Genomic DNA, 15,109 nt, shown 5'->3' on the forward strand with positions numbered 1-15,109 from the left:
ATTGGCCTGTCAGTTTGATATAAGATAACGCCCCTTTGTTTTCCTCGCCTTGCCTTGCCCCGGAGTCCTGCAATGACGGCCCCAGCCGAGCTCTCGCCTACCCTGCAACTGGCCTGCGACCTCATCCGTCGCCCCTCGGTCACCCCGGTCGACGCCGACTGCCAGACTCAAATGATGAACCGCCTGGGCGCCGTCGGCTTCCAGCTCGAACCCATGCGCTTCGAGGACGTCGACAACTTCTGGGCCACCCATGGCACCCAGGATGGCCCGGTGCTGTGCTTCGCTGGCCACACCGACGTAGTACCGACCGGCCCGGTGCAGCAATGGCAGCATGAGCCGTTCGAGGCGCTGATCGATAACGATGGCATGCTCTGCGGCCGTGGCGCCGCCGACATGAAGGGCAGCCTGGCCTCGATGGTGGTGGCCAGCGAGCGGTTCGTGCAGGACTACCCCAACCATCGCGGCAAGGTCGCCTTCCTCATCACCAGTGACGAGGAAGGCCCGGCCCACCATGGCACCAAAGCCGTGGTCGAGCTGCTCAAGGCGCGCAACGAGCGCCTTGACTGGTGCATCGTCGGTGAACCCTCCAGCACCACGCTGCTGGGCGACGTGGTCAAGAACGGCCGTCGCGGCTCACTCGGCGCCAAGCTGACCGTGCGCGGCAAGCAGGGCCACGTGGCCTACCCGCACCTGGCTCGCAACCCGATTCACCTGGCCGCCCCGGCCCTGGCCGAACTGGCTGCCGAGCACTGGGACGAAGGCAACGCATTCTTCCCACCGACCAGCTTCCAGATCTCCAATCTCAACTCCGGCACCGGCGCCACCAACGTGGTGCCGGGCGATCTGACGGCGCTGTTCAACTTCCGCTTCTCCACCGAGTCGACCGTCGAGGGCCTGCAGCAACGGGTCGCGGCGATCCTCGACAAGCACCAGCTGGAGTGGTCGATCGACTGGGCGCTGTCCGGCCTGCCGTTCCTCACCGAACCGGGCGAGCTGCTGGATGCAGTGTCGTCGAGCATCAAGGCGGTCACTGGCCGCGAGACCCAACCCTCGACCAGCGGTGGCACCTCCGATGGCCGCTTCATCGCCACCATGGGCACCCAGGTGGTCGAGCTCGGCCCGGTCAATGCCACCATCCACCAGGTGGACGAACGCATCCTGGCCAGCGACCTCGACCTGCTGACCGAGATCTACTACCAGACCCTGGTGCGGTTGCTCGCCTGATGCTCGCCTGCCCTCTCTGCCAGGCGCCCCTGGCGCGCCTCGACAACGGTGTGGCCTGCTCCGCCGGCCACCGCTTCGACCGCGCCCGCCAGGGCTACCTGAACCTGCTGCCCGTGCAGCACAAGAACAGCCGCGACCCGGGCGACAACCAAGCCATGGTCGAGGCTCGCCGTGACTTCCTCGACGCCGGCCATTACGCGCCCGTCGCCCGCCGCCTCGCCGAGCTGGCCGCCGAGCGCGCCCCGCGGGCCTGGCTGGACATCGGCTGCGGCGAAGGCTACTACACCGCGCAGATCGCCCAGGCGCTGCCCGCTGCCGACGGCTATGCCCTGGATATTTCCCGCGAGGCGGTCAAGCGTGCCTGCCGCCGCGCCCCGCAGGTGACCTGGATGGTGGCGAGCATGGCCCGCGTACCGATGAGCGACGCCAGCTGCGGCTTCATCGCCAGCGTGTTCAGCCCGCTCGACTGGCAGGAGGCCAAGCGTCTGCTCGCCCCCGGTGGCGGCCTGATGCGGGTCGGCCCGACCAGCGGCCACCTGATGGAGCTGCGCGAGGTACTCTACGATGAAGTACGCCCCTACACCGACGACAAGCACCTGGCCCTGATCCCCGACGGCATGGTCCACGCCCACAGCGAAACCCTCGAGTTCCGCCTGAGCCTGGCTGAAGCCCAGGCCCGTGCCGACCTGCTGGCCATGACCCCGCACGGCTGGCGCGCCAGCGCCGAGAAGCGTGCACGGGTGATCGATCAACCCGAGCCCTTCGAGGTCACCGTTTCCATGCGCTATGACTATTTCGTGCGCCAAGACTGAGCACACCGGAGCCCCTGATGCGCCAACCCGATATCGAGATCTACCTCAAGGACGCCGACGTCGATCACAAGCAGATCGCCGACTGGCTGACCCAAGCCCTTGGCCCTTGCAGCGAATGGAAGCAGAAAGGCCAGACCTTCAAATGCACGGCCGGTAACATTCCGGTCACCTGGTTACCGAAAGCTGTGGGGAAATGGAACAGCCTGTACCTGGAAAGCGACCAGACCCCATGGGCCGATGACATCGCCTGCGCCCGCGCGGCCTATGCCGCACTGAACGTGGAAGTACGTTGCGCGCCTGGTAGCTGGGCAGAAGAAGATGGGGAAGAAGATGCCGATCGCTGGATCCGCATCAGCGCCGACGGTGAACAGGAAATCACCTGGCGCACGAACTGATCGCTGATCGCATCAGGCTGCAAGTTCCACGGTCAACTTGCAGCTTGAGCGTGCAGCCTAAGGCTCAGAGCCCTACCACGTCCTCGGCCTGCAAGCCTTTCTGGCCTTGCACCAGGGCGTATTCAACCTGCTGTCCCTCGACCAGGGTGCGATGCCCCTCACCACGGATAGCCCGATAGTGGACGAACACATCCGCACCACCTTCGCGCTGAATGAAGCCATAACCCTTGGCATCGTTGAACCACTTCACATTCCCAGTCTCACGAGACGACATCTGAACTACTCCGGTTTTTTATTTTGAAGATCGCCTTGCCGGCCAGGGGTCAGCACCCAGGGCCTTCGCAGCTTGCCCGAATATCCTGCAAGCGGCAGGCCGAGTATATGACACGAAACAAAAAAAATTGATTACGGCACTGATTTTTGCCGATTTTTGCTGAACTTACGCAGATACGGCAGACTATCGGCCTGGAAAACACCGAAACTCTCACCCAGGGCCCACCCCATGACCCGTTCCCCCCTGCGCCGCCTCATCTTCGGCGCCTTGCGTCGCGTTCTCTACCTGTGGGTGCGCTCCGAAACCATCAACCAGTCCTCGCTGACGCTCAAGCTCGACCGTAGCCGTCCGGTGTTCTACGCCCTTTCGTCGCCGTCGCTCACCGACCTGGCCGTGGTGGACCACGAGTGCACCAAAGCAGGGCTGCCGCGCCCGGTGCTGCCGGTGGCCGTCGGCCCGCTGCAGGAGCCCGCCGGGTTCTTCTACCTGACCCCCGACCCCGACTGGCTCGGCCGTCAGGACAAGCGCGGCGCCCCGCCCACCCTCGAGCGCCTGGTCGCGGCCATCAGCCAGCACGCCGAGGAAGACGCACAGATCATCCCAGTCAGCGTGTTCTGGGGCCAGACCCCCGCCAGTGAGTCGAGCCCCTGGAAGCTGCTGTTCGCCGACAGCTGGGCGGTCACCGGGCGCCTGCGCCGGCTGCTCAGCGTGCTGATCCTGGGGCGCAAGACCCGCGTGCAATTCTCCGCCCCCATTCACCTGCGCGAGCTGGTCGAGCACAACAAGGGTCACGAGCGCACCGTGCGCATGGCCCAGCGGGTGATGCGCGTGCATTTCCGCAACCTGAAGACCGCGGTGATCGGCCCGGACATCTCGCACCGACGCAACCTGGTCAAGGGCCTGGTGCACGACCCGCTGGTGCGCCAGGCCATCAGCGACGAAGCCGAACGCGAGAAGATCCCCTACGCCAAGGCCGAAGCCAAGGCGCTGCACTACGGCAACGAGATCGCCTCGGACTACACCTACACGGCGATCCGCTTCCTCGAAGTGGTGCTCAGCTGGTTCTGGAACAAGATCTACGACGGCATCAAGGTCAACCACATCGAGCAAGTGCAGGGTATCGCCCCGGGCCATGAAGTGATCTACGTGCCCTGCCACCGCAGCCATATCGACTACCTGCTGCTGTCCTACCTGCTGTTCCGCAACGGCCTGACGCCCCCGCACATCGCCGCCGGCATCAACCTCAACATGCCGGTGATCGGTGGGCTGCTGCGCCGGGGTGGCGCGTTCTTCATGCGCCGCACCTTCAAAGGCAACCCGCTGTACACGGCGGTGTTCAACGAGTACCTGCACACACTTTTCACCAAGGGCTTCCCGGTGGAGTACTTCGTCGAAGGCGGCCGCTCGCGCACCGGGCGCATGCTGCAGCCACGCACCGGCATGCTGGCGATCACCCTGCGCAGCTTCCTGCGCTCCTCGCGTACACCGATTGTTTTCGTCCCGGTGTACATCGGCTATGAGCGAGTGCTCGAGGGCCGTACCTACCTGGGCGAACTACGCGGCGCGAGCAAGAAGAAAGAGTCGATCTTCGACATCTTCAAAGTCATTGGCGCACTCAAGCAGCGCTTTGGCCAGGTCTACGTCAACTTCGGCGAGCCGATCCGCCTGGCGGGGTTCCTCGACGAGCAGCAACCCGGTTGGCGTGAGCAGGCGCTCGGCCCGCAGTTCCGCCCGACCTGGCTCAACGACACCACCACCCGCCTGGGCGAGGCCGTTGCCCGCCACCTGAACGAAGCGGCGGCGATCAACCCGGTCAACCTGGTGGCCCTGGCCCTGCTGTCGACCAGCCGCCTGGCCCTCGACGAACGCGCCCTGACCCGTGTGCTCGACCTGTACCTGGCCTTGCTGCGCCAAGTACCCTATTCGCCGCACACCACCCTGCCCGACGGCGACGGCCAAGCCCTGATCAAACATGTGCTGGGCATGGACCTGCTGGCCGAGCAGAAGGACGCGATGGGGCGCATCCTCTACCTGGACGAAGCCAACGCGGTGCTGATGACCTACTACCGCAACAACGTCCTGCACATCTTCGCCCTGCCAGGGCTGCTGGCGAGCTTCTTCCTCAGCAGTTCGCGCATGAGCCGCGACCTGCTGGGCCAGTATGTGCGCGCGCTTTACCCCTACCTGCAGGCCGAACTGTTCCTGCGCTGGACGCCCGAACAGCTGGACGAGGTGATCGACCAGTGGCTGGCGGCGCTGGTCAGCCAGGGGCTGCTGCGCCAGGAGAACGACATCTACATGCGCCCGGCCCCCAGCTCGCGGCAGTTCGTCCTGCTTACCCTGCTGGCCCGCACCATCACCCAGACCCTGCAGCGCTTCTACATGGCCACTTCGCTGCTGCTCAACAACGGCCAGCACACGCTGAGCGCCGAAGCGCTGGAAGAGCTGTGCGTGATGATGGCCCAGCGCCTGTCGATCCTGCATGGGCTGAACGCACCAGAGTTCTTCGACAAGACCCTGTTCCGCCACTTCATCCAGACCCTGGTGCGCGAGGGTGTGCTGCAACCCGATGGCGAGGGCAAGCTGGGTTACCACGACAAACTCGCAGAGCTGGCCGAGGGTGTGGCCAAGCGGGTGTTGTCGGCGGAGTTGCGCCTGTCCATCCGGCAAGTGGCGCTGCACCGTGACGAAACTCCGGAGCCTGCGGCCAGCTGAAGCCGCAGGCTGGATTAAAATCCGCTAAAGTCCCTGGGGTTGGCCACAAGCCAACCCCAGTACACCGGAGACTCCATGAAAAAACTCTTTATGCTGTGTTGCGCATCCCTGCTCTCAGCCTGCTCCAACCAAGCCCCGTCGAACCAGGCCAGCCTGGACGGCGAAGTCTTCTACCTGCAACGCATCGCCCTGCCACCGGCCGCCACCCTGAGCGTCGCCCTGCAGGACGTGTCGCTGATGGACGCCCCGGCGGTGACCCTGGCCCGCCAGGCCGGCCCGGTCAAAGGCAACGTGCCGCTGCCTTTCCATTTGAAATACGACCCCGCCCAGGTCAAGCCTGGCCACCGCTATGCGCTCAGCGCGCGTATCGAGCTGGAGGGCAAGCTGCTGTTCATCAACACCGAACACCATGCTGTGCTGCTTGACGGCAGCGACACACAACCGGTACGCATCAAGGTCGACCCGGTTCGCTGAACCCGCTCCATTCTGTCTATAAGGAAAGCCCCATGATTCGCACTTCCCTGCGCTTCACCACCCTGTGCGCCGGCCTGTTGCTGTCGGCCAGCGCCCTGGCCCTGTCACTCGGCGACCTGTCCCAGAGCGATGCCTCCGGCGGCCTGAAGGACGCGCTCACCCAAGGCGCGCAGATCGCCGTGAAGCAGTTGAGTTCGCCAGGCGGCTTCAGCAACAACCCCGACGTGCGCATCGAGCTGCCGGGCAACCTCGGCAAGGCTGCCAAAGCGATGAAGATGTTCGGCAAGGGTGACCAGGTCGAAGCCCTGGAGACCAGCATGAACAAGGCCGCCGAAGCCGCCGTGCCACAAGCCCAGGCGATTCTGGTGGACGCCGTGAAGAAGATGACGGTGACCGATGCCAAAGGCATCCTCAGTGGCGGTCAGGACTCGGCCACCCAGTATCTGAACAAGAGCAGCCGCGAACAGATTCGCGCCAAGTTCCTGCCGATCGTCAAGCAGGCCACCGACAAGGTCGGCCTGGCCCAGCAATACAACAGCTTTGCCGGGCAAGCCAAGGGCCTGGGGTTGATCAAGGATGACGCCAACATCGAGAACTATGTGACCGAAAAGGCCCTGGACGGCCTGTTCGAGATGATCGCCAAGCAAGAAGAAAGCATTCGCCAGAACCCGGCCCAGGCGGCGACCAGCCTGGCCAAGAAAGTGTTCGGCGCGCTCTGAGCCTCGCAGTGCCCACAGGTTGGCGCACACGTGCTACCTGTGGACCATGCTTTGTCTGGCACCGGCTGCGCCGGTGTTCGCGGCTGAAGCCGCTCCTACAGGGTCAACGCTGTACTTGTAGGAGCCGGCTTGCTGGCGCAACCATCCTCACCCCTTCTTCACCCTGAACCACGCCGCATACAACGCCGGTAGGAACAGCAGCGTCAACACCGTGGCCACGATCAACCCGCCCATGATCGCCACCGCCATCGGCCCGTAGAACACACTGCGCGACAACGGAATCATCGCCAGCACCGCCGCTAGCGCAGTCAGCACGATGGGGCGGAAGCGCCGCACCGTGGCCTCGATGATCGCCTGCCAGCGGTCCAGCCCCGCCGCGATATCCTGTTCGATCTGGTCGACCAGGATCACCGAGTTGCGCATGATCATCCCCGCCAGGGCGATGGTCCCGAGCATGGCGACGAAACCGAACGGTTGACGGAACACCAGCAGGAACAGGGTGACACCGATCAACCCCAGAGGCGCGGTGAGGAACACCATGAACATCCGCGAGAAACTGCGCAGCTGGATCATCAGCAAACTCAGCACCACCACGATGAACAGCGGCATGCCGGCATTCACCGAGCGCTGGCCGCGTTCGGAGTCCTCCACGGTACCACCGACTTCCAGCAGGTAACCGTCAGGCAGCGCGTCCTTCACTTGCTGCAAGGTCGGCAGGATCTGCTTCACCAGGGTGGCCGGCTGCTCCTTGTCGTAGATGTCGGCGCGCACGGTGACGGTCGGCAGGCGATTGCGATGCCAGATGATGCCTTCCTCGAAGCCATACTCCAGCGTGGCCACCTGCGACAGCGCTACGCTCTGGCCATTGTCGGTGGGCAGGGCCAGGCTGCCCAGGTTGCCCAGCTCGCGACGCTCCTGCGGGGTGCCACGCAGCAGAATCTCGATCAGCTCGTTGTCTTCGCGATACTGGCTGACGTTGCTGCCCGTCAGCGAGCTTTGCAGGAAACTCGACAACTGCGCGGTGCTCACGCCCAGGGCGCGGGCGCGATCCTGGTCGATGTCCAGGTAGACCGCCTTGCTCGGCTCCTCCCAATCCAGGTGCACGTTGACCACGTGCGGGTTCTCGCGCACCTTGGCCGCCACTTCACGGGCCAACGCCCGGACCTTCTCGATATGCTCGCCGGTCACACGGAACTGCACCGGGTATCCCACGGGCGGGCCGTTCTCCAGGCGCGTGACTCGCGAGCGCAGGTCGGGGAACTGCTCGTCCAGTGTTGTGATCAGCCAGGCACGCAGGCGCTCACGGTCTTCCAACGACTTGGCCAGCACCACGAACTGGGCGAAGCTCGCCGCAGGCAGTTGCTGGTCCAGGGGCAGATAGAAACGTGGCGAGCCGGTACCGACATAGGCGACGTAGTTGTCGATACCGTCCTGTTGCTTGAGCAGCGCCTCCAGTTGCTTGACGCGTTCGGCGGTGTTGTTGAGCGAGGCGCCTTCGGCCAGCTTCAGGTCGACCATCAGCTCTGGGCGCCCGGAAGCCGGGAAGAACTGCTGGGGCACGAAACGGAACAGCAGGATGCTGCCGACGAAGGTCGCGATGGTCAGCAGGATCACCGTCTTGCGCCGCCGCACGCACCACTCCACCACTCGCCGTACACGCTGGTAGAAGGGCGTGGCATAGGGGTCCGGCGCCTGCCCATCGCTGCCGTGGCGCGCCGCGTGCAGCTTGGCCAGGTCGGGCAGCAGGCGTTCGCCCAGATACGGGACGAAGACCACCGCCGCCACCCATGAAGTCAGCAGAGCGATGGTCACCACCTGGAAGATCGACCGGGTGTATTCGCCGGTGCTCGAGGCCGCCGTGGCGATCGGCAGGAAGCCGGCCGCGGTGATCAAGGTGCCGGTCAGCATCGGGAACGCCGTGCTCGACCAGGCGTAGCTGGCCGCCTTGAGCCGGTCGTAGCCCTGCTCCATCTTGATCGCCATCATCTCCACCGCGATGATCGCGTCGTCCACCAGCAAACCCAGCGCCAGCACCAGCGCCCCCAGCGAGATCTTGTGCAGCCCGATGCCGAAGTAATGCATGCTGGCGAAGGTCATCGCCAGCACCAGCGGAATCGCCAGGGCGACCACCAGGCCGGTGCGCAGGCCCAGGGAGAAGAAACTCACCAGCAGGACGATGGCCAAGGCCTCGACCAGCACCTGGACGAACTCACCGACACCGGCCTTGACCGCCGCGGGCTGGTCGGAGACCTTGCGCAACTCCATACCCGCCGGCAAACCCTGGGACAGGCGGGCGAACTCGCCTTCCAGCGCCTTGCCCAACACCAGGATGTCGCCACCGTCCTTCATCGAAACGGCCAGCCCGATGGCGTCCTCGCCCATGAAGCGCATACGTGGCGCGGGTGGGTCGTTGAAGCCACGCTGCACCTCGGCGACATCGCCGATACGGAAGGTGCGATCACCGACACGAATGGGGAACTGGCGGATCTGCTCGACGCTGTCGAAGCGCCCACTGACGCGCAATTGCAGACGCTCGCTCGCGGTCTCGAAGAAGCCTGCGGTGCTGACCGCGTTCTGTTCGCGCAACGCCTGCTGCACCGCCGCGAGCGGAACGCCCAGGGTGGCCAGCTTGACGTTGGACAGCTCGATCCAGACTTTCTCGTCCTGCAGGCCGATCAGTTCAACCTTACCCACGTCCTTGACGCGCTGCAGCTGGATCTGGATACGGTCGGCGTAGTCCTTGAGCACGGCATAGTCGAAGCCGGAGCCGGTCAAGGCGTAGATATTGCCGAAGGTTGTACCGAATTCATCGTTGAAGAATGGCCCCTGGATCTCCGGCGGCAATGTGTGGCGAATGTCCGCGACCTTCTTGCGGATCTGGTACCAGAGCTGGGGAATGTCCTTGGAATGCAGCGAATCACGGGCCATGAATGTGACCTGGGACTCGCCGGGGCGGGAGAACGAGACGATCCTCTCGTACTCGCCGGTTTCCATCAGTTTCTTCTCGATGCGTTCTGTTACCTGGCGCGAGACTTCCTCGGCAGTCGCGCCCGGCCACAAGGTGCGGATGACCATGGCCTTGAAAGTGAACGGCGGATCTTCGCTTTGCCCAAGCTTGGTGTAGGACATGGCGCCGATCGCGGCCAGCAGGATCATCAGGAACAGCACGATCTGGCGATTGCGCAGCGCCCAGGCGGAAAGGTTGAAACCCATCGGGACTTACTCCTTGGTCGCCAGGTTCACTTCACGGTTGCTGCGGTCCACCGGGCGTACCTGCTGCCCTTCTCGCAGGACATGGCCTCCCGCGGCCACCACCCAGTCGCTGGCTCGCAGGCCTTCGAGCACCGGCACAGTGTCGGCCCCGTAGGCACCAAGGCGCACCGCGGCACGCTCCAGGCGATTATCCTTGCCGACCCGCCACACATAGGCCTGCCCGGCCTCGGCGGTGACTGCCGACAGCGGCACGGCAAGCGGCGCCTGCTCAGCGTGGGCGATGAACACCCGGGCACTCTGGCCCAGTTCGGCGGGGGTGCTGCTGGAGGTGAAGGCGATGCGTGCGGCGAAGGTGCGCGAGCGTGGATCGGCCGCAGGCGACAGTTCACGGATGCGCCCTTCGAAACGCTGGTTGGGGTGCGACCACAGCTCCACGCTCACCGTCTGCCCGACGCCGAATCGGGCGAATTGCTGCTCCGGCAAGCCGATCGACACCTCGCGCTCACCATCGGCGGCCAGGGTGAAGACGGTCTGACCTGCGGCGACCACCTGCCCCACTTCGACCTGGCGTTTGGCGATGACACCGGCCTGAGGCGCGCGCAGCACCGCGTAATCGGCTTGATTACCCGCAACCTCGAACTCGGCCTTGGCTTGTTTCAAGCGGGCAAGGCCGGCGCGGTAGAGATTCTCGGCGTTGTCGAACTGCGAGCGGCTGACCATCTGCCGCTCCAGCAGCTTCTGGTAACGATCACGCTCGGCACGCACCAGTGCCAAATTGGCCTCGGCGGCAGCCAGTTGGGCGCGATTGGCCTCCAGTTGCAGGTGAACATCCTGCGGATCGAGCTCAGCCAGTGCCTGTTCGGCCTTGACCCGCTGCCCCTCTTCCACCAAGCGTTTGTTTACCTTGCCTGCGATGCGGAAAGCTAGCTCAGGCTCGAAACGCGCCCGCACTTCGCCGGGGTAGCTGTCGGCCGAGGCGCCAGCAGGTTGGGGCTGGACCACCAGCGCCGGGCGCGGCACCGAGGGCGGCGCGGCCTGCTGGCCACAGGCGGTGAGCAGCACGAGGGCTGCGGGCAGGGCAAGGGACAACGCACGACGCAACATGATGGAGGACCTTTGGCAGAGGGCGCATCGAATATTTATACTGGCGGGTATATTAAGTCAGGGAATCGGGTCGGGGAAGCAGGCTGCTAACAGAAAAAGTGGAATAACGCGGCGACGCGCGTTGCAGCCGAATGGCCCTCGACCCGGTAAGATGCTCAGTTTCAGAACAGATGCGGATCCCCATGTCCAACGACGCAACCATCGGCCCAGGCCGGCCCAAGGACCTGGCCAAGCGCGAGGCCATCCTCGAAGCGGCCAAGTCGCTGTTTCTCAGCCTTGGCTATGCCAACACCAGCATGGATGCGGTCGCTGCGGCGGCAGGTGTTTCAAAACTCACGGTCTACAGCCACTTCACCGACAAGCAGACCTTGTTCGGCGCGGCGGTCATGGCGACCTGCCAGGCCCAACTGCCCGACCTGATCTTCGAGTACCCCGACGGGGTGGTGCTGGAGGACGTGCTGTTGAATATTGCGCGGGGGTTCCAGGCGCTGATCAGCTCGGATGAATCGGTCAAGCTCAGCCGGTTGATTTTTGCCTTGGGGAGCCAGGACCCCGGGTTCGGGCAATACTTCTACGAGGCGGGCCCGAAGCGGGTGCTGGCCGGGATGGAGGCGCTGCTGCGTTGTGTCGACCAGCAGGGGCTGCTGCGCATCGACAACCCATTGCGAGCGGCGGAGCATTTCTTCTGCCTGGTCAAGGGCGCGCCGGATTATCGGTTGTTGCTGGGGTATGCACCGGCGCTGACCGGGGATGAGGTGGAGGTGCATGTGCGGGAGGTGGTGGGGTTGTTCATGCGGGCTTATGGGGGGTGAGCTCTCAGCTCTCAGCTCTCAGCTCTCAGCTCTCAGCTCTCAGCTCTCAGCTCTCAGCTCTCAGCGTGATGGTCTTCGGTTTTTTGAGCATATCCATTGGCGATGGTGATGCTGATTCACCTTTCCGCCCTTACGGCGGCCTACTTTTTTCTTGGAAAAAGTAGGCAAAACCGCTCGCTCCATCATCCGGCCCCTGCGCTTCGCTCCGGGGTCCCCTCGCTCCGTTCTTGCTCCCGTGGGTACCGCGCTGAACGCCCCATCCTGGGGCGCAGCGCTCGACGGCCATCCATGGCCGTCGCCCCACTACGCAAGAACTCCGCTCGGCCTCCTGAAGTCGCAATGGGCGGCGCCTGGACTATCGCGCATCAAGATCAAAAGCCGGGCGAGGCGCTACGCGCTCGCAGAAGCAAAGAGCAAAGAGCAAAGAGCAAAGAGCAAAGAGCAAAGAGCAAAGAGCAAAGAGCAGAAACAATGATGGCGTTGTAATGCTGTGATGGATGTATTGTTTGTACCCTTGGTTCGCCGGCAAAGCCGGCTCCTACAATGGAATGTACACCGTCCTGTAGGAGCCGGCTGTGCCGGCGAATACGCACTCAAGGCCAAGAACAGTCAACTAGCGACAGCTGCGCCTGCCCAGGCGCCGCCCGTAACTTCGCGACTTCAGGAGGCTGAGCGCAGGCGTCTGGAGGGCCAGGTGCGCAGCACCCTTCGGCGTTAGCCGAAGGCGCGAGATGTAGACTTGCGCAGCAAGTCGTAGGCCGCGCGGGCCCGGAAGGCGCCGGAGCGAAGGGACCCCGGAGCGCAGCGTAGGGGCCGTATGATGGAGCGAGCGGCTTTGCCTACTTTGGCCAAGACCAAAGTAGGCCGCCGTAAGGGCGGAAAGGTGAATCAGCGTCTACATGGCAAACGGATATGCCCACAACTCAAAAAACCAACCAACCAACTAACCAACTAACCAACTAACCAACTAACCAACTAACCAACTAACCAACTAACCAACTAACAGGAAATCACCGCGCCTCCATATGCGCAATCATCAACTGCACACTCTCATTCCCGCGAAACTCATTCACATCCAACTTGTAAGCCAACTCCACCCACCGCACCGTAGGATTCGGCCAAACTTCCCGATCCACCCCAAAGGCAATCCCATCAAGCGTCACCGCCCCACACTCGCTCTTGAGCACGACCTTGAGATGCCGCTCCCCCACGACCCGCTGCGAGACCAGCTGAAACACTCCATGGAACAACGGCTCAGGGAAGTGCTGCCCCCAAGGCCCGGCATTACGAAGGGCCCGCGCCAGCTCCAGGTGAAACTCCTCGACCGCCAACGATCCATCCGAAAGCAGCCGCCCCGTCAGGTCCTCTTCACGCAACTGCCGCCGGACCTCTTTGTCAAAGGCCTCGGCAAACGCCGGGAAGTTGTCGGCAGGCAACGACAAACCAGCCGCCATCGCATGCCCACCAAACTTGCTGATCAGCGACGGATATCGCGCCGCCACCGCATCCAGAGCATCGCGAATGTGGAAGCCCGCTACCGACCGCGCCGAGCCCTTGAGCATCCCCTCCCCCGCATCGGCAAAGGCGATGGTCGGGCGGTGGTAACGCTCCTTCAGGCGTGACGCCAGAATCCCGATCACCCCCTGGTGCCAATCGGCGTCGAACAGGCAAAGCCCATAGGGCATGGACTCCACCGGCAGGTCCTTGAGCTGGGCCAGCGCCTCGCGCTGCATGCCCTGCTCGATGGACTTGCGATCCTGGTTCAGGCCATCCAACTCCTGAGCCATATCCAACGCCAACGCAGCGTCATTGCACAGCAGGCACTCAATGCCCAGGCTCATATCGTCCAACCGGCCGGCAGCATTGAGCCGGGGGCCGAGAATGAACCCCAGGTCGGTGGAGGTGATACGCCGATGGTCACGTCGAGCCACTTCGAGGATGGCCTTGAGCCCAGGCCGCGCGCGGCCGGCGCGAATACGCTCGAGCCCCTGGTGCACCAGGATGCGGTTGTTGGCGTCCAGCGGCACCACGTCGGCGACACTGCCCAGGGCGACCAGATCGAGTAGCTCGCCGATGTTCGGCTGCGGCTGCGTTTCATAGCGCCCGAGGCTGCGCAGGCGGGCGCGCAGGGCCATCAGCACATAGAAGATCACCCCGACGCCCGCCAGCGACTTGCTCGGGAACTCGCAACCGGGCTGGTTCGGATTGACGATGGCATCGGCATCCGGCAACTGCTCGCCAGGCAAGTGGTGGTCGGTGACCAGCACCTTCAACCCCGCAGCCTTGGCGGCCGCCACACCGTCGACACTGGAAATGCCGTTGTCCACAGTGATCAATAGCTGCGGCTGACGCTCCAGCGCAACCTGGACGATTTCGGGCGTCAGGCCGTAGCCATACTCAAAACGATTGGGCACCAGATAGTCGACATGCGCAGCGCCCAGCAGACGCAGGCCAAGCACCCCCACCGTGCTGGCAGTGGCACCGTCGGCATCGAAGTCGCCGACGATGAGAATCCGCTGGCGCAGGTCAATGGCCTCGACCAGCAGGTCCACCGCTGCCTCAATGCCCTTGAGCCGCTGGAACGGCAACAACCGCGCCAGGCTCTTGTCCAGCTCAGCCTCGGACTCCACGCCACGGGCGGCGTACAGGCGGGTCAGCAAGGGCGGCAGGTTACCCAGGAACGGCAGGGTCGACGGCAGGGGACGGGGTTCGATACGCATGGGGCCTTCGGCAATCAGATAAAGGGCAGGTCAACCACGCTCGCCGAGCAGCCACTCGAGCTGCACTTCGTGCTGGCCACGGTCGTCGGTGACGAACACCGTGCCTTCGCTGATCATCACATCCCACTTGATGGTCCGCGGCATGTCGGTGGCCAGGGTTTCCAGCACCTCCTGCGGTACCGCGGCGATGCTCAGGTTCTTCAGGCCCTTGACCGCGTCCACTACCTTGTTCTGCCACACCCGCAGGCTGCCGTAGGCCAGCAGGCTGGTGCGCTCGGTACGCCGCGAGCACCAGGTCAGGCGCTCGGCGTCGGGCTGGCCGACTTCGATCCAGTGCAGGATGCGATCATCCAGGCTCTTTTCCCACAATGCCGCTTCGTCGACGTCCGACAAGCCACGGCCGAACGACAGTTGCTCGTTGTACCACAGGGCGTAGGCCAGCAAGCGCACGGCCATGCGCTCCTCGGTCTCCGAAGGGTGACGGGCGATGGTCTGGCGAACGCTCTCGTACACGCCGCGGTCGAGGTCGGTCAGATTCAGTTCGAACTTGTAGGTGGTGGACGGCTGGGCCATGGGCGATGGGCTTCTTGCGGGGAGAAAAGTCGCACAGTCTAACTGATCCTGGGCGGCAGCGGGGCGTTCCTGGC

The 15,109-nt window shown here is 64.1% G+C and carries 12 protein-coding genes; 7 read left to right on the forward strand and 5 right to left on the reverse strand.

The window, feature by feature from the left end; genetic code table 11:
- Positions 1 to 72 precede the first annotated feature (72 nt).
- The 3 genes from dapE to IM733_RS13220 are packed head-to-tail and all read left to right on the forward strand — an operon-like array spanning position 73 to position 2,431.
- Complete coding sequence (gene dapE, locus IM733_RS13210; protein ID WP_248917097.1) at positions 73 to 1,224, forward strand: succinyl-diaminopimelate desuccinylase; 1,152 nt, start codon at positions 73 to 75, stop codon at positions 1,222 to 1,224.
- The gene (locus tag IM733_RS13215; RefSeq protein ID WP_248917098.1) at positions 1,224 to 2,036 is read left to right on the forward strand and encodes a putative RNA methyltransferase; all 813 of its coding nucleotides are present in this window, start codon (positions 1,224 to 1,226) and stop codon (positions 2,034 to 2,036) included. The genes dapE and IM733_RS13215 overlap by 1 nt, the downstream gene beginning before the upstream one ends.
- Positions 2,037 to 2,053: 17 nt before the next feature.
- Positions 2,054 to 2,431 (forward strand): hypothetical protein, encoded by a 378-nt coding sequence (locus IM733_RS13220; protein ID WP_240065124.1) that lies wholly within the window; start codon positions 2,054 to 2,056, stop codon positions 2,429 to 2,431.
- 64 nt (positions 2,432 to 2,495) lie between these two features.
- On the opposite strand, the gene IM733_RS13225 is transcribed toward IM733_RS13220, so the two are convergent.
- Positions 2,496 to 2,705 (reverse strand): cold-shock protein, encoded by a 210-nt coding sequence (locus tag IM733_RS13225; protein WP_011535295.1) that lies wholly within the window; start codon positions 2,703 to 2,705, stop codon positions 2,496 to 2,498.
- 228 nt (positions 2,706 to 2,933) lie between these two features.
- On the opposite strand from IM733_RS13225, the gene plsB reads away from it, so the two are divergent.
- From plsB to IM733_RS13240, 3 genes are all read left to right on the forward strand, one after another.
- The gene (plsB, locus tag IM733_RS13230) at positions 2,934 to 5,420 is read left to right on the forward strand and encodes a glycerol-3-phosphate 1-O-acyltransferase PlsB (RefSeq protein WP_248917099.1); all 2,487 of its coding nucleotides are present in this window, start codon (positions 2,934 to 2,936) and stop codon (positions 5,418 to 5,420) included.
- Between the two features lie 75 nt (positions 5,421 to 5,495).
- Positions 5,496 to 5,894 carry a YbaY family lipoprotein gene (locus IM733_RS13235; protein WP_248917100.1) on the forward strand — a complete coding sequence of 133 codons (399 nt, stop codon included), beginning with the start codon at positions 5,496 to 5,498 and terminating at the stop codon, positions 5,892 to 5,894.
- 32 nt (positions 5,895 to 5,926) lie between these two features.
- Positions 5,927 to 6,613: a DUF4197 domain-containing protein gene (locus IM733_RS13240; protein ID WP_011535299.1), complete on the forward strand. Its 687-nt coding sequence runs from the start codon at positions 5,927 to 5,929 to the stop codon at positions 6,611 to 6,613.
- 147 nt (positions 6,614 to 6,760) lie between these two features.
- Here IM733_RS13240 and IM733_RS13245 read toward each other — a convergent pair whose 3' ends face one another.
- Entirely contained in the window at positions 6,761 to 9,826 is a 3,066-nt protein-coding gene (locus tag IM733_RS13245; protein ID WP_248917101.1) for an efflux RND transporter permease subunit, read from the reverse strand.
- A 6-nt stretch (positions 9,827 to 9,832) separates the two neighbouring features.
- Positions 9,833 to 10,930 (reverse strand): efflux RND transporter periplasmic adaptor subunit, encoded by a 1,098-nt coding sequence (locus tag IM733_RS13250; protein WP_248917102.1) that lies wholly within the window; start codon positions 10,928 to 10,930, stop codon positions 9,833 to 9,835.
- Between the two features lie 170 nt (positions 10,931 to 11,100).
- Here IM733_RS13250 and IM733_RS13255 point away from each other — a divergent pair, with 170 nt between their 5' ends.
- Positions 11,101 to 11,742, forward strand: a complete 642-nt coding sequence (locus IM733_RS13255) for a TetR/AcrR family transcriptional regulator (protein WP_283107461.1) — start codon at positions 11,101 to 11,103, stop codon at positions 11,740 to 11,742.
- Between the two features lie 1,010 nt (positions 11,743 to 12,752).
- On the opposite strand, the gene recJ is transcribed toward IM733_RS13255, so the two are convergent.
- Together recJ and IM733_RS13265 are read right to left on the reverse strand one after the other, a co-directional pair.
- Positions 12,753 to 14,462 carry a single-stranded-DNA-specific exonuclease RecJ gene (gene recJ, locus IM733_RS13260; protein ID WP_248917104.1) on the reverse strand — a complete coding sequence of 570 codons (1,710 nt, stop codon included), beginning with the start codon at positions 14,460 to 14,462 and terminating at the stop codon, positions 12,753 to 12,755.
- A gap of 30 nt (positions 14,463 to 14,492) precedes the next feature.
- Positions 14,493 to 15,035 carry a YaeQ family protein gene (locus tag IM733_RS13265; protein ID WP_011535304.1) on the reverse strand — a complete coding sequence of 181 codons (543 nt, stop codon included), beginning with the start codon at positions 15,033 to 15,035 and terminating at the stop codon, positions 14,493 to 14,495.
- Positions 15,036 to 15,109 lie beyond the last annotated feature (74 nt).

Source organism: Pseudomonas entomophila (assembly GCF_023277925.1).
GTDB classification, from domain to species: domain Bacteria; phylum Pseudomonadota; class Gammaproteobacteria; order Pseudomonadales; family Pseudomonadaceae; genus Aquipseudomonas; species Aquipseudomonas entomophila_D.

Coding starts and splice junctions, on each gene's coding strand:
- dapE (WP_248917097.1), top strand. CDS start 73: ATGACGGCCCCAGCCGAGCTCTCGCCTACCCTGCAACTGGCCTGCGAC.
- IM733_RS13215 (WP_248917098.1), top strand. CDS start 1,224: ATGCTCGCCTGCCCTCTCTGCCAGGCGCCCCTGGCGCGCCTCGACAAC.
- IM733_RS13220 (WP_240065124.1), top strand. CDS start 2,054: ATGCGCCAACCCGATATCGAGATCTACCTCAAGGACGCCGACGTCGAT.
- IM733_RS13225 (WP_011535295.1), bottom strand. CDS start 2,705: ATGTCGTCTCGTGAGACTGGGAATGTGAAGTGGTTCAACGATGCCAAG.
- plsB (WP_248917099.1), top strand. CDS start 2,934: ATGACCCGTTCCCCCCTGCGCCGCCTCATCTTCGGCGCCTTGCGTCGC.
- IM733_RS13235 (WP_248917100.1), top strand. CDS start 5,496: ATGAAAAAACTCTTTATGCTGTGTTGCGCATCCCTGCTCTCAGCCTGC.
- IM733_RS13240 (WP_011535299.1), top strand. CDS start 5,927: ATGATTCGCACTTCCCTGCGCTTCACCACCCTGTGCGCCGGCCTGTTG.
- IM733_RS13245 (WP_248917101.1), bottom strand. CDS start 9,826: ATGGGTTTCAACCTTTCCGCCTGGGCGCTGCGCAATCGCCAGATCGTG.
- IM733_RS13250 (WP_248917102.1), bottom strand. CDS start 10,930: ATGTTGCGTCGTGCGTTGTCCCTTGCCCTGCCCGCAGCCCTCGTGCTG.
- IM733_RS13255 (WP_283107461.1), top strand. CDS start 11,101: ATGCGGATCCCCATGTCCAACGACGCAACCATCGGCCCAGGCCGGCCC.
- recJ (WP_248917104.1), bottom strand. CDS start 14,462: ATGCGTATCGAACCCCGTCCCCTGCCGTCGACCCTGCCGTTCCTGGGT.
- IM733_RS13265 (WP_011535304.1), bottom strand. CDS start 15,035: ATGGCCCAGCCGTCCACCACCTACAAGTTCGAACTGAATCTGACCGAC.